We start from the raw sequence: 23,806 nt of genomic DNA, 5'->3' as shown, positions 1-23,806 counted from the left end.
GAGGTCCTATGAGTAGGAGAGTTGTTATAACAGGAGTTGGAGCAGTAACTCCAATAGGGAATAATGTAGAAGAATTTTGGAATAATGCAAAGAATGGTCAATTAGGAATTGATTTTATAAAATCTATAGATACTGAAAACTTAGAAGTAAAAATAGCTGGAGAAGTTAAGAATCTTAATATAGCAGATTATCTAGACAAAAAGGATATGAGAAGATTGGATAAATTTACTCAATATGCTTTGATAGCAACAGAAGAAGCTATTAAGCAATCTGGTTTAGATACTGCAGATATTGAAAGAGAAAGATTTGGTGTAATGCTTGGTTCAGGAATCGGAGGATTCCATACTCATGAGCAAGAGTTTAATAACATACATGCAAAGGGACCTAAGAGAGTATCACCAATGTATATACCTATGACGATTATAAATGCAGCAGCGGCAAATGTTGCTATTAAGTATGAAGCAAAAGGTACTTGTACATCAGCTGTTACTGCTTGTGCTACTGGAACTAACAACATAGGTGATGCATTTAGATATATAAAGCATGGGTACGCAGATGTAATGATATGTGGTGGAACAGAAGCATCTATTACACCAATTGCAATTGCAGGATTCTCTAATATGAGAGCACTAAATAGTAATAATGACCCACAAAGAGGTTCAGTACCATTTGACAAAGAAAGAAGTGGATTTGTTATGGGTGAAGGTTGTGGAGCGCTTATTATAGAAAGTTTAGAGCATGCTCAAAATAGAGGAGCAAACATAATCGGTGAAATAGTTGGTTATGGAAGTACTTGTGATGCATATCATATAACTTCACCAGATCCTGAAGGATATAGTGCATCAAGAGCAATGCTTGAAGCTATTAATGAGGCAAATATAGACCCTAATGAAGTTTCATATATAAATGCACATGGTACATCAACACCATATAATGATTTATTCGAGACTAGAGCTATAAAAAATGTATTCAAAGAAAATGCATATAATATACCAGTTTCATCAACAAAGTCTATGACAGGTCACTTATTAGGTGCAGCAGGTGCCATAGAATCAATAATATGTATCAAAGCATTAGAAGAAGGTTTTGTACCGCCTACAATTGGATACAAGTGTAAAGATGAAGAATTAGACTTAGACTATGTACCTAATGTTGGAAGAGAAGCTAATTTAAAATATGCTTTAACAAATTCTCTTGGATTTGGTGGACACAATGCAACACTTTTATTTAAGAGATGGGAGTAAACTGGGAGGTTTATTTATATGAAATTTGAACAAGTAAAAGAATTAATTCAATTAGTTAATGACTCAGATTTATCTTATTTTGAAGTAAAGAATGAAAATACTTACGTAAAAATGGATAAGAGTTTATATAGAAATAGTGAAACAACTAGCACAGTGGTAGATAATACACCTATACAAGGTGCTGATAAAGATATAGTAAAAAAAGAACAAATAGAAAAAATAGATCCATCAGCTCAAGTAGAAATGGCATCAGCGAAAGAAGAAGATGGTGAATTTATTAATTCACCAATGGTTGGAACATTCTATGAAGCTGTATCTCCAGAAGCAGATCCTTTTGTAAATGTTGGTCAAAAGGTAAAAAAAGGTCAAGTACTTTGTATAGTTGAAGCTATGAAACTTATGAATGAAATTGTTGCAGACTTTGACTGTGAGATATTAAGTATAGAAGCTGAAAATGGACAAATGGTGGAGTATGGTCAACCAATGTTCAAAGTTAGGAGATAAGTTATGTTAGGAATTAAAGAGATTAAGGAAATATTACCTCATAGATATCCATTCTTAATGATAGATAGAATAGAAGAAATAGTAGAAGGTGAAAGTGTTAAAGGTTATAAAAATGTAAGTGCAAATGAAGCGTTTTTTAATGGGCATTTTCCAGAGTACCCTGTTATGCCAGGAGTGCTTATACTAGAAGCTTTAGCTCAAATGGGAGCTGTAGCTGTATTATCAAAAGAAGAATTCAAAGGGAAAATCGGATTTTTAGTAGGTGCAGATAAAGTAAGATGGAAAAAACAAGTTGTACCAGGAGATAGACTTGATTTATTCGTTGAGTTAGTAAAAATGAGAGGTAACATAGGGGTGGCAAAAGGAAAAGCCACTGTAGATGGTAAAATAGTTTGCGAAGGTGAAATAATGTTCGCTATAGGATAGGTGATACAATGTTTAGAAAAATACTTATAGCAAATAGAGGTGAAATTGCAGTAAGAATAATAAGGGCTTGTAGAGAGCTTGGAATACAAACTGTTGCAATTTACTCTGAAGGCGATAGAGATGCACTACACACACAATTAGCTGATGAAGCTATTTGTGTAGGTGCACCTGCTTCTAAAGATAGTTACTTAAACATTACAAATATTCTAAGCGCATGTATCTTAACAGGATGTGAGGGAATACATCCAGGCTTTGGATTTTTATCAGAAAATCCAAAGTTTGCTAAGATGTGCGAGGAATGTAATATTAAGTTTATAGGTCCAGATTATGAAACTATTGAGTTAATGGGAGATAAGGCCAGAGCTAGAGAAATAATGAAAAAGGCTAAGGTTCCTGTAGTTCCAGGTTATGAAGGGCATATAGAGTCTTATGAAGAAGCTTATAAGATAGCAGAAGGTATTGGTTGTCCTCTGATGATAAAAGCTGCTAGCGGTGGTGGCGGTAAAGGTATAAGAATAGTTAGAGATCTTAAGGATTTCAAACATAACTATGAAGCTGCTAAAGCAGAAGCAAGAGCTTGCTTTGGAGACGACAAAATATATATTGAAAAATACATTGAAAATCCAAGACATATAGAGTTTCAAATAATGGCAGATCAACATGGAAACACAATTCATCTAGGAGAAAGAGAATGCTCTCTTCAAAGAAATAATCAAAAAGTATTAGAAGAAGCTCCGTCATCATTCTTGAATGAAGAACTAAGAAAAAGAATGGGTGAAGATGCAATAAGAGCTGCTAAAGCTGTAAACTATAAAAATGTAGGTACTATAGAATTTTTAGTTGATAGCCAAAGTAATTATTATTTTATGGAGATGAATACGAGAATCCAAGTAGAACATCCTATTACAGAGATGATAACAAATATTGATATAGTTAAAGAGCAGCTAAAGATTGCTAGTGATCAAAAACTTGAAATGACTCAAGAAGATATAGTTATAAGTGGTCACGCAATAGAGTGTAGGATAAATGCAGAAGATCCAAAGAGAAATTTTGCACCTTGTCCAGGACTAATAACTGAGTTAAGTATGCCATCAGGACTTGGAGTTAGAATAGATAGTGCTATTTACTGTGGTTATAAAATACCTCACTATTATGACTCAATGATAGGTAAACTTATTACTCATGGTAAAGATAGAGAAGAAGCTATAGTTAAGATGAAGAGATCTTTAGGTGAATTTGCAATAGGTGGAGTTACTACAAATATTGATTTCCAATATGAAATTTTAGAACATAAAGATTTTATTGCTGGAAATTATACCACATCATTTTTAGAAGAAAAGATGGTAAAAGAGTATGCTTAAGAATTTATTTAAGAAAAAAGAATATGTAACTGTTAAAAGAATTCCATTGGAGAACAATGAAACTGTTCAGGAAGTAAAACCTAATGTTCCTGAAGGAAAATGGATTAATTGTAATAAATGTAAAAACATAATTTATAATGAGGACTTAGATAATAACAACAATGTATGTATAAATTGTGGTAATCATTTTAGAGTAGGATCTAAAACTAGAATAGCTCAAATTTTTGATGCGGATAGTTTTGTTACTTTATTTGATGATATAACTTCTCATAATCCACTAGACTTTGAAGGCTACGAAAAGAAAATACAAGTAAATCAAGAAAAGTCTAATATAAATGAAGCTGTAATAACAGGTTACGGAACTATTTTTTCTAAGAAAACTGCTGTAGCAGTTATGGATAGCAACTTTATGATGGGGAGTATGGGAAGTGCAGTTGGAGAAAAGATAGCCAGAATAGTTGAATATGCAACAGAAAATAAATTGCCTGTTATAATATTTTCAGCTTCTGGTGGAGCTAGAATGCAAGAAGGAATCTTCTCATTAATGCAAATGGCAAAAATATCTTCAGCTCTAGCGAAACATGATGAAGAAAATCTTTTGTATATTAGTGTTCTTACAAATCCTACTACAGGAGGAGTAACAGCAAGTTTTGCAATGCAAGGTGATATAATAATAAGTGAGCCTGAGGCAACTGTAGGATTTGCTGGAAGAAGAGTAATTGAGGGTACAATAGGACAAAAACTTCCTGATGATTTTCAAAGTGCAGAATTTGGCCTAGAAAAAGGCTTTATAGATGCGATAGTTAAGAGAAAAGATATGAAGAAGTATTTGTCAAAATTATTAAGCTTACATGGAGTGAGTAAAAATGTATAGTGAAATTATAAGCCAAGTTTCATCTTGGGATAGAGTAAGTACTGCTAGGCATAAGGATAGACCTAATGCTAGATTTTATATAGAAAATATATTTCCTGATTTTGTAGAACTTCACGGAGATAGATGTTTTCGAGATGATAAAGCTATAATTGGTGGAATTGCATCCATTGAAGGTATAAATGTTACTGTTATTGGAATAAATAAAGGTAAGACAACAAAAGAAAATATAGATATGAACTTTGGTATGCCTCACCCAGAAGGATATAGAAAAGCCCTAAGGCTAATGGAACAAGCAGAAAAGTTTAATAGACCTATAATTTGTTTTGTTGATACACCCGGTGCTTTTTGCGGGATTGGAGCGGAAGAAAGAGGTCAAGGTCATGCTATTGCACAGAATCTTCTTAAGATGAGTAGGCTAAGAACTCCAATAATATCCATAGTTATTGGAGAAGGTGGCAGTGGTGGAGCGTTAGCATTAGCTGTAGCTGATAAAATATATATGCTAGAAAATTCCATCTACTCAGTTTTATCTCCAGAAGGATTTGCATCAATTCTTTGGAAGGATGCGTCTAGAGCAAAAGAAGCGGCGGATGTCATGAAAATTACCTCTTATGATCTAAATGAATTCGAGATGATAGATAATGTGATAATTGAACCTCAAGGCGGTGCACATAAAAATCCTCATGAAATGGCCAAAAAGATAGAAGAACAAATTATAACGGATCTAATGGAACTAAAAGATATGGACAATGATCAATTAGTAGAAATTAGATATGAAAAATTCAGAAAGATGGGGAATTTTTATTAAAATATAATAATTTTATCAATCAAAGTATTATATTATCAAAATATGTCTAGCACCAATTGAAATTATGTAGAAACTTTATTATAATTAATAATAAGAATAGAATATGGAGAGCGGAAAAATGGGAAATACAGAAATTTTATTAAACAAATTATTGGTGCAACTATTTAATGATATTTTACACATTGAGGAAAAGTCTTTAAAACAGACTGATTACAAAGATGTATCAATGACAGAAATTCACACTATTGAGGCAATAGGCTTAGAAGGTGGAAGAACAATGGGCGAAGTTGCCTATGACCTAAGAATAACAGTGGGTACTTTAACTACTGCTATTAATAAGCTTATAAAAAAAGGATATGTTGAAAGAAAAAGAATAGAAGAAGATAGAAGAGTTGTTTTAGTAAGTCTAACTGATGCAGGAAAAGACGTATATAAAAAGCATTATGTCTTCCATGAAGAAATGGTAAAGTCGATGACAGGACTTTTCACATCAGAAGAAAAAGAAGTTATTACTGTAGCTCTTGAAAAATTAAATGTATTCTTTGAGGATAAATATAAAAGCTTACTATAGTAAGCTTTTTATTTTTTTGTGTATTTTTAAAACTAAAAAACATACATCATATATAAAGCGTACTGGTTAAATTATATGTATTTTAATTAATTAAAGATATTCACATAAAAATGTTAACTACTCATATTGAGATAGTTAACATTTTTTTTATTATAGTTTTGAAACTAATTCATCCACTACTTCTTGAACAGAGCTTAGTTTGTCTGCTTTATATGCATCTGCTCCACAGAATAATAAAGCATTGTCAAGATCACCTTTAACACCATTTATAAGTGCTTTAGATATACAATATGGAGTAGTCTTAGGATTACAATGAGATATACATCTATAACATTTTGTAATTTCAGGTCTACTTATAGTAACTTCTTCAATAAACTTGTTTTGTAGTGCTCTTCCAGGAAGACCAACAGGACTTTTAACTATCGCTATATCATCTTCAGTTGCATTTACATATGCCATTTTAAAGTTTTCATGTGCATCACATTCATGAGTAGTTACAAATCTAGTACCTACTTGAACACCGCTAGCGCCCATATCAATGTACTTTTTAACATCATCACTTGTAGAAATACCTCCAGCTGCAACTACTGGAATTTCTTTATTATATTTTTCACCGTAAGTTTTAGCGATTTCAAGTATATCTACAAATTCTTTATCATAGTCTATTGCTTCAACATCATCTAATTCTTTATTTGAAAAACCAAGATGTCCACCTGCTTTTGGACCTTCAACAACTATTAAATCAGCTGTAGTGTTATCTTTTTTATCCCACATCTTTAATAATACACTAGCTGCTTTTGCAGATGATACTATTGGAGCTATCTTAACTTTACTTTCTTTTACTAAACTTGGAAGCTTGATAGGAAGTCCAGCTCCAGAAATTATTAAATCTACACCAGATTTAATAGATTCCTTAACATGCTCTTCATAGTGGTTCATAGCAACCATAAGGTTTACACCGATTATTCCTTGTGAAGAGTTCTCCTTTGCAGTTGTTATATGTTTTCTTAAAGCCCTTAAATTAGCGACTAAAGTATTACTTTCAAAATCATCTTCATCATATCCAACTTGAGCTCCTGAAACTACACCAATACCACCAGCTTTAGCAACAGCAGCTGCTAATGATGATCTTGAAATTCCGATTCCCATGCCCCCTTGTATTACGGGTATCTTGGATATTAAATCTCCTATAATTAACGGTTTTATGATAAATCCTCTCCTTACTTTTCTGATTTAGAGAACCAATAATAATACTAAATATTATCACCTGGTACTAATTAATATTATACTATAAAAACACCTTTAAAAACATAGTAAAATACTAATATGTAAGAAAAAAAGTGTTAAATTTATGACTATAATTTAAGGACATTTTTATATAGATTTAGAAGGTAAAATAGAGGTAGTGTAGTGATGATTATTTGAACTTGGTTCTAGGTGTGATATACAGATTATTAGCTATCAAAAATTCCTTATACGTAAAAATTTCTGCGGTCTTTACTATTACATAAAGTCTACAGAAATTTTACGAATAAGCTAGATACATAAGCTTAAATAATTCTAAGTAACAACAGAATTAAGCTATATATAATTTAAGAAAGATTATTCTTTTTCACTAAATCTTGACCTTTTTCAGGAACTTTCATTTTAACTGATTGTTTTTCTTCAACTTGAGCTTTTAAATCAGTATCACCTTGAGCGTGATTCACTATATTTTGTATAGATTGGTTTTTATTTTCTTTATATTTTTTTGATTGTCTCATAAAAACACCCTTTCATTATTTTATTAAATGGATAACTCATATATAAATCCATTCAATAATAGAATTTCCTGAAAGGGTGTTTTTAAACTTAATAATTTTTACCTATTGGCTATACTATTGTTGTGTATTATTAGTAAATTATATTGATATATTTAGACTTATCAACTACAACATTTTTATTATTTTTAAAGTAATTAATTATAACTTCAGGCATTTCAACAAGAATTTCTTTTATTATTTTACAGTCATTGTAGAATTCATATCCACCTGCACCAGTTGCTCTATAGTTGTTCATAACAAGAGTAAGTCTATCATTTTCAGATAATTCTTCTCCTTTATACTTAATAGAAGTAACTCTATTACCAATCTCTTTATTTAAATCGAAAGTATAATTTATATTTGCAAAATAGTCGTAGTTATAGTGTTCAACTTTAGGCTTTAAGAATAAATCTGATACAGATAACTCTCCACTATTATTGTTAAAGTAGCTAGCAGACCTTTCTAAAGCAAGCTTTAAATCTTCTCTGCTAACTTCAAGGAGTACTAGAGTATTAGGGTACATGTAAGTAGACATTATATCCCTTACAGTAACATTTTTATCAAATCCTTTGATCGAGTTGGCAAAAGAAGTACATGAAATATCTGCGCCACTTTCTTCTAATTGAATTTGATTTATAAAGTTAGCTAAATGTGAACCGTTTATTGCCATATCTAGATGGGTAGAAGGTTGTAGATCACTATCTAAGAACCCAACTGGAGTATCTAACCATTCTTGAACTTTAGTTTCAAGAGGTAAAAATAGTTCATACATTTCTTTATTAGGATTTAGTTCTACATTTTTTAGTGAAGAATTTATATTTATATTATTATCATCACTTATCTCTAAATCTAATTCTAAGAATTTAGAACCATTAGGAGGTGTTTGAGCTATGTAAGTTCCATGTAAATTATGTCCTCCTATTTCCAGATGCTGATGACCTGTAAGAAGCACATCAAAATCAAACTCTTTACATATTTTGTATGCTATGTTTTCAGAAGTTTTACTTAACTGTTTGTGAGTTTCTAAATCATACTCAAATCCACCGTGATAAATACCTATTAATAAATCACACTGATTTTTAACTTTGTCATATATATTTTCTACAGCGTTAAAAGTATCACTAATTGTGAAGTTTGCAATATGTTCAGCTCTTTCCCATCTATTTATAAAGTCAGTAGTAAAGCCGATTAAACCAACTTTAAGCCCATTTTCCATTGTTTTTATATCGTAAGGCAGTATTTCAACTTGAGAAGTTTTATCTTCTACATTACAACATAAACATTTTGCGTTTAAGTTATTAAGATATTTTTTTAAGTAATCATATCCGTAATTAAAGTCATGATTACCTAAAGTTATGTAGTCATATCCACCAGCATTCATTATAGTAGCCATTGGATGAATATCAAATTTTGCATTGCTTAAGTAATTTGTAAAAGGAGAGCCTTGGATAGTATCTCCAGAATCTATCACTAAAGTATTTCCATCTTTTTCAAATCCATTGATTATATTTAGTAGACCTATATTTTTTTGAGTTTTATCTACATAGTTAGTTGGATATACATATCCATGTAAATCTGATGTAAAGTATATTTTTAAATTTTTCATTATAACACCTCGCTGATAGTTAATAATATTATATTAATTATATCATAGTATAAATAATTAAATTATAAGAAACAAAGTAATATCAAGCCTTAAAATAATAGCATTAGTATTTAAAATATCCAAAAAGTAAATTTTTATTAATTAGCAAAATACCTATGAAATTAAAAAGAAAAAGGGGATACTTTCTATATTGGGAGATGAAGGAATGTTTGTACCTATAGTTGTTTTAAAAGTAAAAAAAAGCAATTGAGATAAAAAAAATAAGAGTTGGTTAAATAAAAAAAATTCTACATATTACTTTATTAATTAAGCAATAAATTAAAAATTGTGTAACAAAATAAAATATAATGAATATTATATTAAATATTAGTAATAATAAATATCAATATTTAATATAATAAAAAAATTATTATTGTTGACAATAGTATTTTTTTAACTTATCATTACTATAATATAATTTATAAAACCCTTAAAGACAGTGAAAGGAAGAGTAAATATAGAAGGTAGTCACAGCGAGTTGGTGGTAGTGGAAGTCCAACACGAGAGCTATATTGAAGAACATCCTGGAGTCGCTAACCGAAATTTTCACCCTAAAGAGTAGGCTTAGCCGGAACCCAAACCGTTATCAAATTGGAGATGTATCGAGTATTATACTCCGTACATGTTTTGAGTAGAGTTTGATTAATTTCAAACTAATCAGGGTGGTACCGCGGAAGAGTAGCCTTTCGTCCCTTTTATAGGGATGAAGGGCTTTTTTTATTATAAAAAATTAATTTGTGAGATATGGCGCCATACTCCTAAATTTTTAAACAACTATAAAATAAAAATTTACAAGGAGTGATTAATATGTGTTTAGTAATACCAGAAAGATATGAAAGTAAATTAGGAGTAATAGAAACTCAACAAGCAATAAAGGATTTAAAGGACTTTTTTGAAAATAAATTAGGAGAAAAATTACAGTTAACTAGAGTATCATCACCACTATTTGTGTTACCGGAATCAGGTATGAATGATAACTTAAACGGAATAGAAACAGCAGTAAAATTCCATGTACCAGATATGGATAAAACGGCAGAAATAGTACATTCCTTAGCAAAATGGAAGCGTATGGCTCTTAAGAAGTATGGATTTGAAGTAGGTAAAGGGATTTATACTGATATGAATGCAATAAGAAAAGATGAAGAACTAGATAACTTACATTCTCTATACGTTGATCAATGGGACTGGGAATTAATAATAGATAAAAAAGATAGACATACTCAAACATTAAAGAGTGTGGTAGAAAAAATATATAGCGTATTTAAAGAAACAGAAGAACATATTCACGGTATGTATGAAGGTTTAGAATCAGTATTACCTGAAAAAATAACCTTTATAACTTCTCAAGAATTATTAGATATGTATCCTGGATTAAGTCCTAAGGAAAGAGAAGATAAAATCGTTAAAGATAAAGGTGCTGTTTTCCTAATGCAAATAGGTAAAGACTTAACAACAGGAGAAAAGCATGATGGAAGAAGTCCGGACTATGATGACTGGGAATTAAACGGAGATATATTATTCTACAACCCTGTTTTAGATAGAGCAATAGAACTATCATCAATGGGAATAAGAGTAGATGAAGAAAGCTTAGAAAGACAGTTAAAAATGTCAGGTTGTGAAGAGAGAAAAGAATTAGACTACCACAAAGCTTTATTAGAAGGAGAATTACCATACACAATAGGTGGAGGAATAGGTCAATCTAGAATCTGTATGTATTTCTTAAATAAAGCACATATAGGAGAAGTTCAAGTTGGTTTATGGGGAGAAGACATGGTAAGAGAGTGTAGTGCCTCAGGAATTCACCTACTATAAAATTTAAAAAATATTTATCAAACTCACTATATGGTATATAATATATGATAAACTTGTATTAAGAAAGTTAGTGAGGGGTGATAAATATGGAAAACCTAACTAGAATAATAGATATACTTTTAGATTCTTTAAAAAGAGTTTTAGTAAGATTTAGAAAAGCCAAATTTGGACTTGGATTTATAATTAACATATTCAAGATACCTGATTTTCTTATAGATAAAAGAGTAAATATAATTAACAAATCTAGATTAATATTTGCATTAGCAACGGCATTAATATATATGATTTCTGGAATAGATTTAATACCTGAGATGATTGCTGGTATATTTGGATTTATTGATGATATATTTGTAATCATATGGAGTTTAGGTATAGCTAATGAAGAAATAGAAAAGTATAAAGCGATGCTTAAAGATGAACACGACCCAAATGTAATAGATGATGTAGATTTTACAATAAAAGATGATATGGAGTAAGGTTTAATAACCTTACTCTTTTTTGCGTATTAGGTGATTATAATGGCTCATAATCTGTGAATAACTCATGCAACCAAGTGAGGCCAATGTGCTAATAGTAAGTAAAATAAAATCGCAGACGTAGTTGCTCAAGCTAATCGAATTTTTTGTATAAGGATGAAAAATAGTATAAATATATAATCCTAGGTTAATTATTATTTATATAGAGCCTTGAATTAAAAGGAGAAAAATTATGGAAAGTAAAGTAATAAATAAAAAGACATCATTAGCAAATCTAACTTATTGCATTTTAATAGTCATCTTAGTTATTATGGCATTAAACTTAATTTCTCAAAAATCTGATAAAGCATATAACATAATAAAATATAGAAGCTACGTTGTTTTGTCTGGAAGTATGGAACCAAATCTTTATCCAGGGGATTTAATATTTACATTTAAATCTAACCCTAAAAAATTAGAAGTAGGAGATATTATTACTTTTAATAGCAATAATCAAGTTATCACACATAGAATAGAACAAATTGATGAGAAAGGTTATGTAACAAAAGGAGATAATAATAATTCTGTAGACGAGGAATTAGTTAAAGAGGAAGATATTATCGGAAAAGTCGTATTTAAAATACCTAAGGTAGGATATGTTTCTAAGCTTCTTTCTCAAAGTTGGGTTATAGGGTCAGAATTGATTTTAATGGGAGTTTTAATACTTATTAATAGTAGGAGTAAAGATACCCATAATAATTAAAAATAAAGGCACAAATAAAAGTAGAAACTTATTACTTCTATAATAGAAGATATCTTAATATAAAGATATCTCCTATTTATATACTTAATTAAATATATTTTTTATATTATTAATTAATATTCTGTTTTCTTCAGGCTTTAGTATACATACTCTAAAGTAATACTCATCAAGTCCATCAAATGAAGAACAATCTCTTATTATTATTTTATGAGGTATAAGCTGCTCTCTAAGTTCTCTAGCTGTAATCTTTTTAGATTTTATATTACATAATATGAAGTTTCCTTGGCTTTCAAAAACTTTAAGATCAGTTAATGAGCTAAGCTCTTTTGTTAAATAGTCTCTTTCTTTAAGCATAATATCAGTAGTAGTTTTTATAAAATCATTATCTGTAAACATTATCTCACCCATAGAAGAAGCAAAAATATTAATATTCCATAAATCTAAGTTAGAGCAGATATTTTCTTTTATATGTACATTTCCGATAAGTCCATATCCAAGTCTTATACCAGGTGTAGAGAAAAATTTAGAAGTACCTCTAATTACAAATAAGTTACTGTAATTATCCACTAATTGAGCGGAAGAAAACTCTTCTGTATTAGTGAATTCAATATATGTTTCATCTACCATTACAAATGCATTGGTATTTTTTAATATTTTTTCTATTTGAGATTTTGAAAATGTAAATCCTGTAGGATTATTAGGATTACATATTATTACCAATTGATAGTTATCACTATTGATAGTGGTAATAAGGTCTTCTTCATCATTTCTAAAATTATCTTCAGCTTTATAGTAGTATTTAGTAATATTACAGCTTATTTTATTTAATTCTTTTTCATACTCAGAATAAGCAGGAGAAAGAAGTAAGGCCTTAGAAGGATTAATTGTTTCTATAAAAGCAGAAATAAGTTCTGTTGCACCACTTCCAAGTATTATATTGTTAGGTTGACAGTTACAGTATGTAGAAATTGATTTTTTTAAATTTATGTAATCTGGATCTGGATACATAGATACCATATCTATATTATTTACTATATATTCTTTTGCAAGTTTAGAAGTTCCTAGAGGATTTATATTAGAACTAAAGTCCATAAATTCTTCTTTAGAAAAACCAAATTTGCTAGACAAATCGTATAAATTAGCGCCATGATTAACACTCATAAAAGCACCTCCAAAATTAAAGTATAATTATTGTTGCATATATAAATTATAGTATAAAGAAAATTCAAATTACAAGGAGTATTGGTTTATTTAACGATTAAATATATTTTATACTTATTTTTTATCAACGCCTTCAAACTTGAGCAACGGGATGTGAGCTTGCCGAGCAGACGTTGGCGACATGAGCGAAGCGAATTTTTTTAATAAATATTTTGTGAAGAATTATCAAATAAAATATTCGTTATTAGGAAAAATATATAAGGAATATATATTTGAAATGATAAAAATTACGAATTATATAATAAAAATCAAAAAAAATATTCAATAAAATGAGATAGTATGTTATAATAAATTAGCATAATATACGGAATATCGGGAGGATTAACAATGTTCAAGATCACAGAAACAATGATATCTGAAGAGCAGTTAAAAGCGAAAGTTCAAGAATTAGGTAAACGAATAGAGAAAGATTTTGCAGGAGAAGAATTATTAGTAGTTGGAATATTAAAAGGTGCAAGTGTATTTGTAGCAGATTTAATAAGAACTATTGATTTAGACGTTAATATAGATTTTATGAGTGTTTCTAGTTATGGAAACTCTACAGAAAGTTCAGGAACAGTTAAAATAATAAAAGACCTTGATGTGGATATAGAAGGAAAGAATGTTCTAATAGTTGAAGATATAATAGATTCTGGATTAACATTAAGTAATTTAGTTGAAACATTAAAGGTTAGAAATCCTAAGTCATTAAAGTTATGTACATTACTAGACAAGCCAGAAAGAAGAAAAGTAAACATACCTGTTGACTATGTAGGATTTGTTATCGAAGATAAGTTCATAGTTGGATACGGAATAGACTATGCTGAGAAATATAGAAACCTACCATACATAGGTGTAGTAGGAGAAGCTTAATATTAAAGGTAAGTATTAAATAGTAAATTTGATACTTACCTTTTTTACGCTTAATGATATTATAATACTTCGAATTATGTGGATAATTTCTGAACTTAAGTAATATCAATAGACTGGTTTTGAGCGTAAAAAAGATTTTGAGCAACGGACGAAGTCGTTGGAGACATGAAGTAGTTCGCAGACGTAGTCGCTCAAGCGAAGCGAATTTTTTACATATAGTAAAAGTGAATTTTAGCATATATTTGACAAATAGGTATATTTCTAAACAAAATTTAGGTATAATCTCATAGGAGATGTTTTTACATATTAAGGTGTTTTAAAATATTTACAGGGCAAAAGATTTTTATAAGGAGGAGTTTTTTAGTTATGGATATTCAATTAAATATATTACAATTTTTTCAGAGTATAAGATCACCTCTATTAAGTGGGTTATTTTTAATATTTACTATTAGTACTGAATTACCAGTAATTATTTTATTTACTGCTATTATGTACTGGTGTATAAATAAAAAGTATGGTCAGAGAATTTTATTTGCATTAGTTGGAAATATAGCTATAAACACTGGGATAAAAGAGTTTGTCAAAGCACCTAGACCTATTGGTACACCAGGTTTAGAATCTTTAAGAACTTCAACAGCTACAGGATATTCTTTCCCTAGTGGTCACACTCAAATAGGAACTACTTTTTGGGTTAGTTTAATGAAAGTATTTAAAACAAATTGGATGTATATTCTTGGAACGATAATGATTCTAGGAATAGGTATATCTAGATTATACTTAGCAGTACATTGGCCAATAGACGTATTATGTGGCTGGATATTTGCTATATTGTTTACTCTTATTTTACTTAAAATATTTGATAGGGTAGATGATACAAAAGAATATTATCTATTATTGTTGTTACTGATTCCATTTGCAATAATAGTATTTTTATTAAATAGTGTTGAGTATGTAAAAATGTTTGGTTTACTTACAGGGTTTGTATTTGGTTATATAGTTGAAGATCAATTTATTCAATTTAAAACAGGTGAGGAATATAGACGAAAAATTAACTTTGGTAACAAAACGAGAAGATTTGAAAACAAAAATAAGTTAACAATAAATATATATAGATTTATTATTGGAATAATAACTTTAGGACTAGTATACGTAGGATTAAAGTATTTAGCAGAGTTTTTAATAGTAAGTGAAATAATGGCAAATACACAAAGATTAACCATGATACTAGACTACATAAGGTATACAATTATAGTATTTTACGCAGTAGCAGGTGCACCTGCATTATTTAAAAAATTAAACTTAGATCAATAGATAGATTTACTGGAAGGTGATTATTTGAAGAAAATAGTAGTAATAGGCGGAGGAGCTGCAGGTATGATGGCAGCAGCAGTAGCAGCTGACAGAGGTATGGATGTAACTCTACTAGAAAAAAATCATAGATTAGGAAGAAAAATATTAATAACGGGTAAAGGTAGATGTAATATAACTAATGATTGTGATATTGAAGAACTTATAGAAAATGTTCCTACTAATGGAAAGTTTTTATATAGTGCATTTTATACATTTACAAATACTGACGTTATTGATATGTTCAATAGCTTAGGATTAAAAACTAAGACAGAAAGAGGGAAAAGAGTATTCCCTGAAAGTGATAAAGCGCATGATGTTGTAGCTGCTTTAGAAAAGCAGTTAAGAAACAAAAAGGTTAAGGTAATGCTTAATTCTAAAGTAGATAAAATTGTTTCTAAGGATAATAAAATAGAAAAAGTAATATTAAGCGATAAAAAAGAAATAGAGTGTGATTCAGTAATAGTTGCAACTGGAGGATTAAGTTATCCTTTAACTGGTTCAACTGGAGATGGTTATAAATTTGCAAAATATCATGGACATACTATCACTGATATAAAGCCGTCTTTAATAGGGATAGAAGTCCAAGAAAATTATGTGAAAGACTTAGAAAAGCTATCACTTAGAAATATTGCTATATCAGTATATAATAGCAAAAATAAGAAAGTTTATGATGACTTTGGAGAGTTAGAATTTACTAAATATGGATTAGATGGACCTACAATAAAATCTGCAAGTTGCAGAATGAAAGATACTACTAAGGAAAATTATAAAATTGTAATTGACTTAAAGCCGGCTTTAGACGAAGAAAAATTAGATAAAAGAGTCCAAAAGGACTTCCAAAAATATACAAATAAGAAGTTTGAAAAATCACTAGATGATTTACTTCCACAAAAATTAATACCTATAATAATTGAATTAAGTGAAATACCACCAGAAACAGTGGTACATCAAGTATCAAGAGAGCAAAGAAAGAAACTAATTCACGTACTTAAGAATTTAACATTAACAGTAAAAAGATATAGACCAATTGAAGAAGCAATTATAACTTCAGGTGGCGTAAAAGTTGGTGAAATAAATGCGAGTACTATGGAATCGAAATTAGTTGAAGGCTTATTTTTTGCAGGAGAAGTAATAGATGTAGATGCTTATACAGGCGGATTTAACCTACAGATAGCATTCTCTACAGCTTATTTAGCGGGATATAACTGTTAGTAAATTTGTTGTTGGTTCAAACTGAAAAAATAGGTTAAAATTACCTCGGATTAAAAAATTGTAAATTCATATAATACTACCAAGAAACAAAATTATTTACAGAAAGAGGTAGTTAAAATGTCAAACAACAATAACAACACAACAGTAGTTCCAGGAGCAAAAGCAGCACTTAACCAAATGAAATTAGAAATAGCTAACGAACTTGGTATGTCTAACTATCAACAAGTAGATAAAGGAAACCTTACAGCTAGAGAAAATGGTTATGTAGGTGGATACATGACTAAGAAACTTGTAGAAATGGCTGAGCAACAAATGGCTGGAAAGCAACAATAATCAAAAATTAATAAAGTAAATTAAATATTAAATAGTAAGGGAAGATATGTAGCTTTTATAGATACATATCTTCTTTTATTTTAGTTTTAAACCCCACAGCTTTCAACTTGAGCAACGGTATGTGAAGTGGTTCGCAGACGTAGTCGCTCAAAGCTTGTCGAGCAGACGTTGGCGACATGAGCAAAGTGAATTTTTTATTATTTAACATAAAATTTATATAAAAACATTATAAAAAATCTATTAATGGTAAAAATAGAATTGATAGTACATAAAAAACAAGGAGGTCCAGACATGTCTACTGTTAATTTTGAAGAAATTAAAACTAATTTCATAAATGCAGATTTAGATGGAAAAATACGTATTTATACAACTACGGAAGGACTATCTGTAGAGCAATTTAGAGAGTTGCTAAAATACTATCCAATTCAATATCTATCAAAATTGGAAAAAGCACTAGGATAAACAAAATTTTATAATGAGTTAGGTCAATTAAAAAAAGAAGTCGTGAGACTTCTTTTTTTAATGCGTAGTTGATTTACTAACATAATTGTATATTCTTTCATTTCCTAAATCAATTGACCCTGTAGTTATGTATTTTGTAATATTTTCAACATCAATTCCTGTTAGATATTGATCAGGTATAGATAAATTGTAACCTGTAGAATCGAGTAAGTTTCTAAGTTGAATTTTTTGACTTATGGTTGGTTTATCTTTAGAAGAATCATTTTTTTTCTTTTTAGAATTTGATAAATTAGTATTTTGCATTTTTATTAGTGTATCTATATAGTCTATATAGGATGTCTTAAAATCTTGCTGTGATAATAATTCTTCATCTAATATATCTCCAATTGAATCGTTAGATAAAATGTTATCTGCAAATTTGTCAGCGGTTAATTTACCAGTTACTATTCCTTTTTGATATTTTCTAAGTACCTTTTTTGTATAGCCATATAATTTGCTACGTGTCTCTAAATCAAGTTGATCGATTTGCATAAAAAAACACTCCTTTGATAAATATATAATGAAAATAATTTGTAAATACATATACTGCATATAAAATAAAAAATTCCATATTTTTATTATTGACAAGTATAAAAAAAAATATAATTGCAATAATTAAAAATAATATGTAGTTTAAATTATTATGCTTAAAAATAGGAGTTGATAGAATGATAAATGGAATAATTAAGTTATTTTACTCTGAGGTAGTAAAAACTAAAATGAAGTCTATGCCATCTCAAGGATATACATTAAGAGAAGAATGCAAGGAACTAAAAAACATAACACTAAAAATAGATAGCCTACTATTTAAAATTATTAAATTAATAATAGGTTTAGCCGTATTATTAATAGCATTCAATATTAATATTATGTGTGGCATAGGAATTTTATTGGTTGAAATAGCTTATGTAGTTTACAAAAGAAATGTTGAACAACAAGTTAAAGAAAGAATATATAATATTAAAAATAATATAGAAGCCACATCAATAGACATAATAAGTGAGCGAGGTAAGAGTGGAATAAATGTATTGATTATTTTACTTATTATCGGACTATTGACAAGTTTTAATTGGGCAATAGTACTTAGTTTTATAACTGTTTTTATGTTTACTATGAAAGATATATATAGTAAGATAAAATAGATAATAAATTAGGGGGAGAGGAAGGGTCAAATGAACAAAAATAATGATAGCAAAAGAATGAGTAATTTAGTACAAATATCATCTATGGTTGCTCAATCATCAGATTTCTTTAGTATAAAAGATAAAATAGTAGAAAAGATGCTAGAAGTAGTTCATCCAACAAAGGCATGTGTTAATTTATTTTATAAAAATAACTATAAACATGCCTATTTAGTATGTTCACAAACTTTAGAATTTGTACCACAAGTCTTTCCTATGGAAAACCCAACAGGAGTAAAAATTGATTTTAATGTTTACCCAAAATACATACACGAAGCAGTTAAGGAAAAGAAAATAATATATATAGAAGATATATTTAAAGATGAAAGAGCAAAAGATGAGTGGGATTTAGCTAGAGAAGAAGGATATACGGGAAGAATAGTATTCCCACTTATTAGTAATAATGCAGTAATTGGATTTATGACATGCTTCTTAACTAATGAAGATTATATAAATCAAGATGATATTGATTATATTTCTTCTGTTGCATCACTAATAAGTTTATCAATAGAAGTTACTTCAAATAATAGTAATACTAAAATGATAATACACAAATTAAGAGCGGCTATAAGTTCTATAAATGAAGCAACCAAAAGACTTTATCAAAATAAAAATATAAATGAATTCTTAGAACATTTAAGTAAGCAAGCATGCAACATTACTAATAGTAAAGAAGCATTAATTGTAATTAATGAGACTAATAATAAAAAGAGGACATTTAGTTACTATAATCATGATTCAAACAAGAAACTAAATAGTTATCCCGTTATAGATAATATTTTTGGAAAAAAAGATATGGGTGCTTATAGTAATAAAGCAAAATCGGAAGAATACAATGGTGTAGATAGTTATATATACTATAAATTAGAGGATAGAAATCGGATATTTGGAAGCATAGTATGTGTAAATAGTAAGAATTATACAAATGATGATTTAAATATATTAAGCATTCTGGCTAAACAAGTATCTGTTGGTATGCAACTTTATGAATATAACATTACAGAAGTAAGACATAAAGTATTAGCAAATGAGCTTAATGTATTAAGCAAGCAGCAAAAATTAATTATGGATAAAAGTAAGATGGATTGTAATGATGAAAAAGAATTATACTTTTATCATAAACCAGCTACCGTAGTAGGAGGAGATTTTTATTATGCTTACAAAATTGATGAAGAAAATATTATATATATAGTTGCAGATGTAATGGGTCATGGTATAGTTTCGAACTACGTAGTAGCTATGATAAAAGGTGCATTTAAGGTACTATGTCATAGGTATAGAACGCCTGGTGAAATAATGTCAGAATTAAATAGAACTTTATATGATGAATTTGACAAAATGGGGGTATTTACTACATGTATGATAAGTGTAGTGAATACTAAAGAAAATATAATGTCTGTTTGTAATGCAGGACATTATAGTCCGATAATAATAAAAGATGATGGGGCGATAGAAGAAGCCTTAAAATGTAAAAAAGGAATACCATTAGGAATATTAGATGATATAGAATATGAGAGTAATACCTTTGATATTAGTAAGTATTCTATGGTATGTATGTATACAGATGGTATTTTAGAAATAAAAAATAAAGAAAAAGAAGAGTATGGAGTAGACGGACTAAAAAAATTCCTACATAAACATTATGAACTTAGCCAAGAAGAAATAATAGTAAGCTTAAAGAAAGACCTAAAATTATTTTCATCACTAGATGATTATGACGATGATATCTTGGTAGTTATGCTGAAAAATAAGTAGGAGGAGTTTATGGAAAATAAATACCCACAAATATTAATAATAAATGGAAGTGCAAGAAAAGGTAAAAATTGCAGTGAAATTGTAAAAAATATATCAGAAGAGCTAGATAATAATAATATTAGCAATAAAGTATTTGATATATATGACATGGATATAGATTATTGTAATGCATGTGGATTTTGTGATAAAACAGGATATTGCAGGATAAAAGATGATATGACTCCTATGTATAAAATGTTTGATGAAGCTGAAGGTTGCATAGTTATAAGCCCTGTTCATTTTGACTGTATATCTGCAAAATTAAAGACAGTAGTAGATAGAACTCAAGCAATATATGCAAGTAAATATATATTAAAAAAATCTTGTATAGATAGAAGTAAAAAAAGAGTAGGTATGTTTATAGCAGTTGGAGGAAGTGGAACTTACGAAACCCAGTTTAAAGCGGGACAACTAGTAATGGACTTTTTCTTTAAGAGTATAAATACAAAACTATTATATAACTTACACTTAAATAATACAGATAAAGTATCATTTTTAGAAAATGATGAATTTAGAAATAATCTTAATAGGCAATTAGAGCTGTATATAAAGGATGTAAAAAACAAATAAAAATTAATAAATAATAAAGTTAAACAAGATTAGAGAAGGTATGGAATTACACAGTATTTCATACCTTTTAATGCTTAATATAATAGACAAGGAGAAAGATATGCTTAGATATTTGACTAGTGGAGAATCTCATGGAAAAAGTCTGATTTCTATATTAGATGGAGTACCAGCAAATGTAGAGCTAAATATAGATGAAATAAATGAAGAATTAAAAAAGCGACAAGGTGGATATGGTCGCGGTGGAAGAATGAAAATAGAACAAGATAAAATAAATATATTGGGAGGAGTAAGAGGTAAAAAAACCTTAGGTGCACCAATATCAATAGAAATAATAAATAAGGATTATGAAAATTGGACAAGTTACATGAATCCAATGGAAGAAGTTGATTTTGAAAGCAAAAAAGTAAGCAATGTAAGACCAGGGCATGCAGATTTAGTTGGATGTTTAAAGTATGATTTTGAAGATGCAAGAAATGTTTTAGAAAGATCAAGTGCAAGAGAAACTGCAAGTAGAGTTGCGGTGGGTGCTATATGTAAACAAATTCTTAAAAACTTTGATATAGATTTTGTTTCTCATGTTATACAAATAGGAAAAGTTAAAAATAGTGAAATAAATGAATTTAATTACATAAAAGAAAATGTAGATAGTAGTGCAGTAAGATGTGTTAATAAAGTTGTAGAAGAAGAAATGATAAAAGAAATAGATAAGGTAAAAGCTCAAGGGGATACAATAGGTGGAGTTGTTGAGATAAGAGTAAAAAATGTTATCCCAGGGTTAGGTTCATACACTCACTTTGATAAAAAAATCGATGGAGAGCTAGCTATGCATCTTATGGGTACACAAGCTATCAAAGGTGTAGAAATAGGAATAGGATTTGATGTTGCAAGTAATTATGGTTCTGAAGTAATGGACGAAATAACTTATTCAAATAATAATGGAATAACTAGAAAAACAAATAGATTAGGTGGAATTGAAGGCGGAATGACAACAGGAGAAGAAATAATAATTAGATGTGCAATGAAGCCAATACCTACTTTATATAAACCTTTAAACTCTATTAATATAAACACTTTAGAAACATACCAAGCTAGTATTGAAAGGTCGGACAATTGTGCAGTACCTGCATGTAGTATTGTTTGTGAAAATGTAGTAGCTTTTGTAATTTGTAAATATTTTTTAGATAAAATAGGTGGAGATAATTTACAAGATATAAAATCAAATTATAATTTATATGTAAAAAGGCTAGGTGATAGAGGATGGAAAAAATAGAGAATAAGGTATGCAACATATTAATAGACAATAGTTATAAATCTTTCGAATTACCTAAAAAATATGATAATGTACTTATTATAACAGACCAAAATGTTTATAATCACCAAATTAATAAATTTATAGATAATGTAGTGTGTAAAACTATATATGAATATATTATTCCGCCAGGTGAAGATTCAAAGTCACTGGAAGTTTATGAAGAGATAATGAAATACTGTATAAGAATAAACTTATCAAGAAAATCAGCAATTATAGCTTTAGGTGGAGGTGTAGTTGGAGATTTAGCAGGATTTATAGCATCTACATATATGAGAGGAATAGATGTTATCCAAATTCCTACTAGTTTACTATCACAAGTAGATTCTTCTGTAGGGGGAAAAACAGCAATAAACTTAGGAGAATTTAAAAATATTATAGGTAGCTTTTATCAACCTGTATTTACATATATAAATATATCATCACTAAAGACCTTACCTGAAGAAGAGTTTTTGGATGGAATTAGTGAAGTAATAAAGTATGGAATAATATATGACTATGAGTTTTTAGATTATCTATATAAGCATAGTGAAAGAATATTAGATAGAGATACAGATTGTTTATCTTACATAGCAAGTAAATGTGTACGAATAAAGGCAGAGATAGTTGAAAAAGATGAAAAAGAATCTAGTTTAAGAAAAATACTAAACTTTGGGCACACCTTTGGACATGGAGTAGAAAAACTAGGGCAATTAAGTCATGGAAAAGCTATAGGAATAGGAATGAATATGGCTTTTAATTTAGCATTAAAAGAAAGTATAATAGATGAAGCTTACTATAATGAATTTATAAATTTATGCAAAAAATATAATATTGAACTAGGATATGATTATATAAATGAAGAAGAAATACTTCAAGTTATGAGAAGTGATAAGAAAAACAGCTTTGGAAATATAGCTTTAATTCTTCCAGTTGGACGTGGTGAAGTAAAAGTGGCAGAAGATATTAGCGAAAGTAAGATATTAGAGACAATAAAGAGGTGTAAAAATGCTTAAAGGAAGTTTTGAACTTATAGGGGACAAGTCTATTTCTCATAGGGCGATAATGTTTTCGTCTATAGCAAAAGGAAATAATAAAATAAGTAATTTTTTAATGGGAGAAGATTGTTTAAGCACAATATCTTGCTTTAGACAAATGGGAATAGATATCAATATAGAAGGAAAAGACGTTTTTGTAAAAGGTAATGGACTTAGAGGATTAAAAAGACCGGGTGATATT

The 23,806-nt window shown here is 29.0% G+C and carries 25 protein-coding genes, 1 pseudogene and 1 other annotated feature; of the genes and pseudogenes, 21 read left to right on the top strand and 5 right to left on the bottom strand.

All coding sequences use genetic code 11. The features are described 5' to 3' along the window. Positions 1–8 precede the first annotated feature (8 nt). The 7 genes from fabF to ACI48P_RS05175 all read left to right on the top strand — a co-directional run bounded on the left by fabF (position 9) and on the right by ACI48P_RS05175 (position 5,788). Entirely contained in the window at positions 9–1,244 is a 1,236-nt protein-coding gene (gene fabF, locus ACI48P_RS05205; RefSeq protein WP_475214215.1) for a beta-ketoacyl-ACP synthase II, read from the top strand. Between the two features lie 18 nt (positions 1,245–1,262). Then, positions 1,263–1,748, top strand: a complete 486-nt coding sequence (gene accB / locus ACI48P_RS05200; RefSeq protein ID WP_475214213.1) for an acetyl-CoA carboxylase biotin carboxyl carrier protein — start codon at positions 1,263–1,265, stop codon at positions 1,746–1,748. Between the two features lie 3 nt (positions 1,749–1,751). Continuing rightward, complete coding sequence (gene fabZ, locus ACI48P_RS05195) at positions 1,752–2,174, top strand: 3-hydroxyacyl-ACP dehydratase FabZ (protein ID WP_475214211.1); 423 nt, start codon at positions 1,752–1,754, stop codon at positions 2,172–2,174. 8 nt (positions 2,175–2,182) lie between these two features. Next, on the top strand, positions 2,183–3,535 hold the full coding sequence (locus ACI48P_RS05190) for an acetyl-CoA carboxylase biotin carboxylase subunit (RefSeq protein ID WP_475214209.1): 1,353 nt from the start codon (positions 2,183–2,185) through the stop codon (positions 3,533–3,535). Beyond that, on the top strand, positions 3,528–4,409 hold the full coding sequence (accD, locus tag ACI48P_RS05185) for an acetyl-CoA carboxylase, carboxyltransferase subunit beta (protein WP_475214207.1): 882 nt from the start codon (positions 3,528–3,530) through the stop codon (positions 4,407–4,409). The genes ACI48P_RS05190 and accD overlap by 8 nt, the downstream gene beginning before the upstream one ends. Next, complete coding sequence (locus ACI48P_RS05180) at positions 4,402–5,217, top strand: acetyl-CoA carboxylase carboxyltransferase subunit alpha (RefSeq protein ID WP_475214205.1); 816 nt, start codon at positions 4,402–4,404, stop codon at positions 5,215–5,217. The genes accD and ACI48P_RS05180 overlap by 8 nt, the downstream gene beginning before the upstream one ends. A 118-nt stretch (positions 5,218–5,335) precedes the next feature. Beyond that, entirely contained in the window at positions 5,336–5,788 is a 453-nt protein-coding gene (locus ACI48P_RS05175) for a MarR family winged helix-turn-helix transcriptional regulator (protein ID WP_475214203.1), read from the top strand. A 150-nt stretch (positions 5,789–5,938) separates the two neighbouring features. On the opposite strand, the gene ACI48P_RS05170 is transcribed toward ACI48P_RS05175, so the two are convergent. From ACI48P_RS05170 to ACI48P_RS05160, 3 genes are all read right to left on the bottom strand, one after another. Then, a complete protein-coding gene (locus tag ACI48P_RS05170; protein WP_475214391.1) occupies positions 5,939–6,997 on the bottom strand; it encodes an NAD(P)H-dependent flavin oxidoreductase in 1,059 nt (352 codons plus the stop codon). A 383-nt stretch (positions 6,998–7,380) separates the two neighbouring features. Continuing rightward, the gene (locus tag ACI48P_RS05165) at positions 7,381–7,551 is read right to left on the bottom strand and encodes a hypothetical protein (RefSeq protein WP_475214201.1); all 171 of its coding nucleotides are present in this window, start codon (positions 7,549–7,551) and stop codon (positions 7,381–7,383) included. A 130-nt stretch (positions 7,552–7,681) separates the two neighbouring features. Continuing rightward, positions 7,682–9,196, bottom strand: coding sequence for a bifunctional metallophosphatase/5'-nucleotidase (locus ACI48P_RS05160; RefSeq protein WP_475214199.1), 1,515 nt, complete (start codon positions 9,194–9,196; stop codon positions 7,682–7,684). Between the two features lie 469 nt (positions 9,197–9,665). Continuing rightward, positions 9,666–9,932 (top strand) — a binding site (T-box leader). Between the two features lie 110 nt (positions 9,933–10,042). Here ACI48P_RS05160 and asnA point away from each other — a divergent pair. The 3 genes from asnA to ACI48P_RS05145 all read left to right on the top strand — a co-directional run bounded on the left by asnA (position 10,043) and on the right by ACI48P_RS05145 (position 12,265). Next, positions 10,043–11,047, top strand: coding sequence for an aspartate--ammonia ligase (gene asnA, locus ACI48P_RS05155; RefSeq protein WP_475214196.1), 1,005 nt, complete (start codon positions 10,043–10,045; stop codon positions 11,045–11,047). 86 nt (positions 11,048–11,133) lie between these two features. Then, the gene (locus ACI48P_RS05150; RefSeq protein ID WP_475214195.1) at positions 11,134–11,523 is read left to right on the top strand and encodes a YkvA family protein; all 390 of its coding nucleotides are present in this window, start codon (positions 11,134–11,136) and stop codon (positions 11,521–11,523) included. A 232-nt stretch (positions 11,524–11,755) separates the two neighbouring features. Then, complete coding sequence (locus ACI48P_RS05145; protein WP_475214193.1) at positions 11,756–12,265, top strand: signal peptidase I; 510 nt, start codon at positions 11,756–11,758, stop codon at positions 12,263–12,265. A gap of 84 nt (positions 12,266–12,349) precedes the next feature. Here ACI48P_RS05145 and ACI48P_RS05140 read toward each other — a convergent pair whose 3' ends face one another. Next, complete coding sequence (locus ACI48P_RS05140) at positions 12,350–13,426, bottom strand: pyridoxal phosphate-dependent aminotransferase (protein ID WP_475214191.1); 1,077 nt, start codon at positions 13,424–13,426, stop codon at positions 12,350–12,352. Positions 13,427–13,813: 387 nt separating this feature from the next. Between ACI48P_RS05140 and hpt the strand changes: the two genes are divergently transcribed. The 5 genes from hpt to ACI48P_RS05115 all read left to right on the top strand — a co-directional run bounded on the left by hpt (position 13,814) and on the right by ACI48P_RS05115 (position 17,695). Further along, positions 13,814–14,338, top strand: coding sequence for a hypoxanthine phosphoribosyltransferase (gene hpt, locus ACI48P_RS05135; RefSeq protein WP_475214188.1), 525 nt, complete (start codon positions 13,814–13,816; stop codon positions 14,336–14,338). Between the two features lie 366 nt (positions 14,339–14,704). After that, positions 14,705–15,649 (top strand): phosphatase PAP2 family protein, encoded by a 945-nt coding sequence (locus ACI48P_RS05130; protein WP_475214186.1) that lies wholly within the window; start codon positions 14,705–14,707, stop codon positions 15,647–15,649. Between the two features lie 24 nt (positions 15,650–15,673). Next, on the top strand, positions 15,674–16,900 hold the full coding sequence (locus ACI48P_RS05125) for a BaiN/RdsA family NAD(P)/FAD-dependent oxidoreductase (RefSeq protein WP_475214185.1): 1,227 nt from the start codon (positions 15,674–15,676) through the stop codon (positions 16,898–16,900). 117 nt (positions 16,901–17,017) lie between these two features. Then, the gene (locus tag ACI48P_RS05120) at positions 17,018–17,233 is read left to right on the top strand and encodes a small, acid-soluble spore protein, alpha/beta type (protein WP_475214184.1); all 216 of its coding nucleotides are present in this window, start codon (positions 17,018–17,020) and stop codon (positions 17,231–17,233) included. A gap of 291 nt (positions 17,234–17,524) precedes the next feature. Then, a complete protein-coding gene (locus tag ACI48P_RS05115) occupies positions 17,525–17,695 on the top strand; it encodes a hypothetical protein (RefSeq protein ID WP_475214183.1) in 171 nt (56 codons plus the stop codon). Between the two features lie 57 nt (positions 17,696–17,752). On the opposite strand, the gene ACI48P_RS05110 is transcribed toward ACI48P_RS05115, so the two are convergent. Next, entirely contained in the window at positions 17,753–18,226 is a 474-nt protein-coding gene (locus tag ACI48P_RS05110; protein ID WP_475214182.1) for a hypothetical protein, read from the bottom strand. Between the two features lie 176 nt (positions 18,227–18,402). Here ACI48P_RS05110 and ACI48P_RS05105 point away from each other — a divergent pair, with 176 nt between their 5' ends. From ACI48P_RS05105 to ACI48P_RS05080, 6 genes and pseudogenes are all read left to right on the top strand, one after another. Continuing rightward, positions 18,403–18,876 carry a hypothetical protein gene (locus ACI48P_RS05105; RefSeq protein ID WP_475214181.1) on the top strand — a complete coding sequence of 158 codons (474 nt, stop codon included), beginning with the start codon at positions 18,403–18,405 and terminating at the stop codon, positions 18,874–18,876. 30 nt (positions 18,877–18,906) lie between these two features. Then, positions 18,907–20,670 (top strand): GAF domain-containing SpoIIE family protein phosphatase, encoded by a 1,764-nt coding sequence (locus tag ACI48P_RS05100; protein ID WP_475214180.1) that lies wholly within the window; start codon positions 18,907–18,909, stop codon positions 20,668–20,670. Between the two features lie 9 nt (positions 20,671–20,679). Further along, positions 20,680–21,279, top strand: coding sequence for a flavodoxin family protein (locus ACI48P_RS05095; protein WP_475214178.1), 600 nt, complete (start codon positions 20,680–20,682; stop codon positions 21,277–21,279). Positions 21,280–21,379: 100 nt separating this feature from the next. Then, on the top strand, positions 21,380–22,549 hold the full coding sequence (gene aroC, locus ACI48P_RS05090) for a chorismate synthase (protein ID WP_475214176.1): 1,170 nt from the start codon (positions 21,380–21,382) through the stop codon (positions 22,547–22,549). Next, a complete protein-coding gene (gene aroB / locus ACI48P_RS05085) occupies positions 22,537–23,583 on the top strand; it encodes a 3-dehydroquinate synthase (RefSeq protein ID WP_475214174.1) in 1,047 nt (348 codons plus the stop codon). The genes aroC and aroB overlap by 13 nt, the downstream gene beginning before the upstream one ends. Continuing rightward, positions 23,576–23,806, top strand: a pseudogene (locus ACI48P_RS05080) (3-phosphoshikimate 1-carboxyvinyltransferase); the annotation flags it as partial. The gene aroB and the pseudogene ACI48P_RS05080, both read left to right, overlap by 8 nt.

The sequence above is a fragment of the Romboutsia sp. LXY-2 genome, assembly GCF_056171995.1.
The sequence above is the reverse complement of the archived record's forward strand: the minus strand, read 5'-3'. Positions and strand labels throughout refer to the sequence as shown.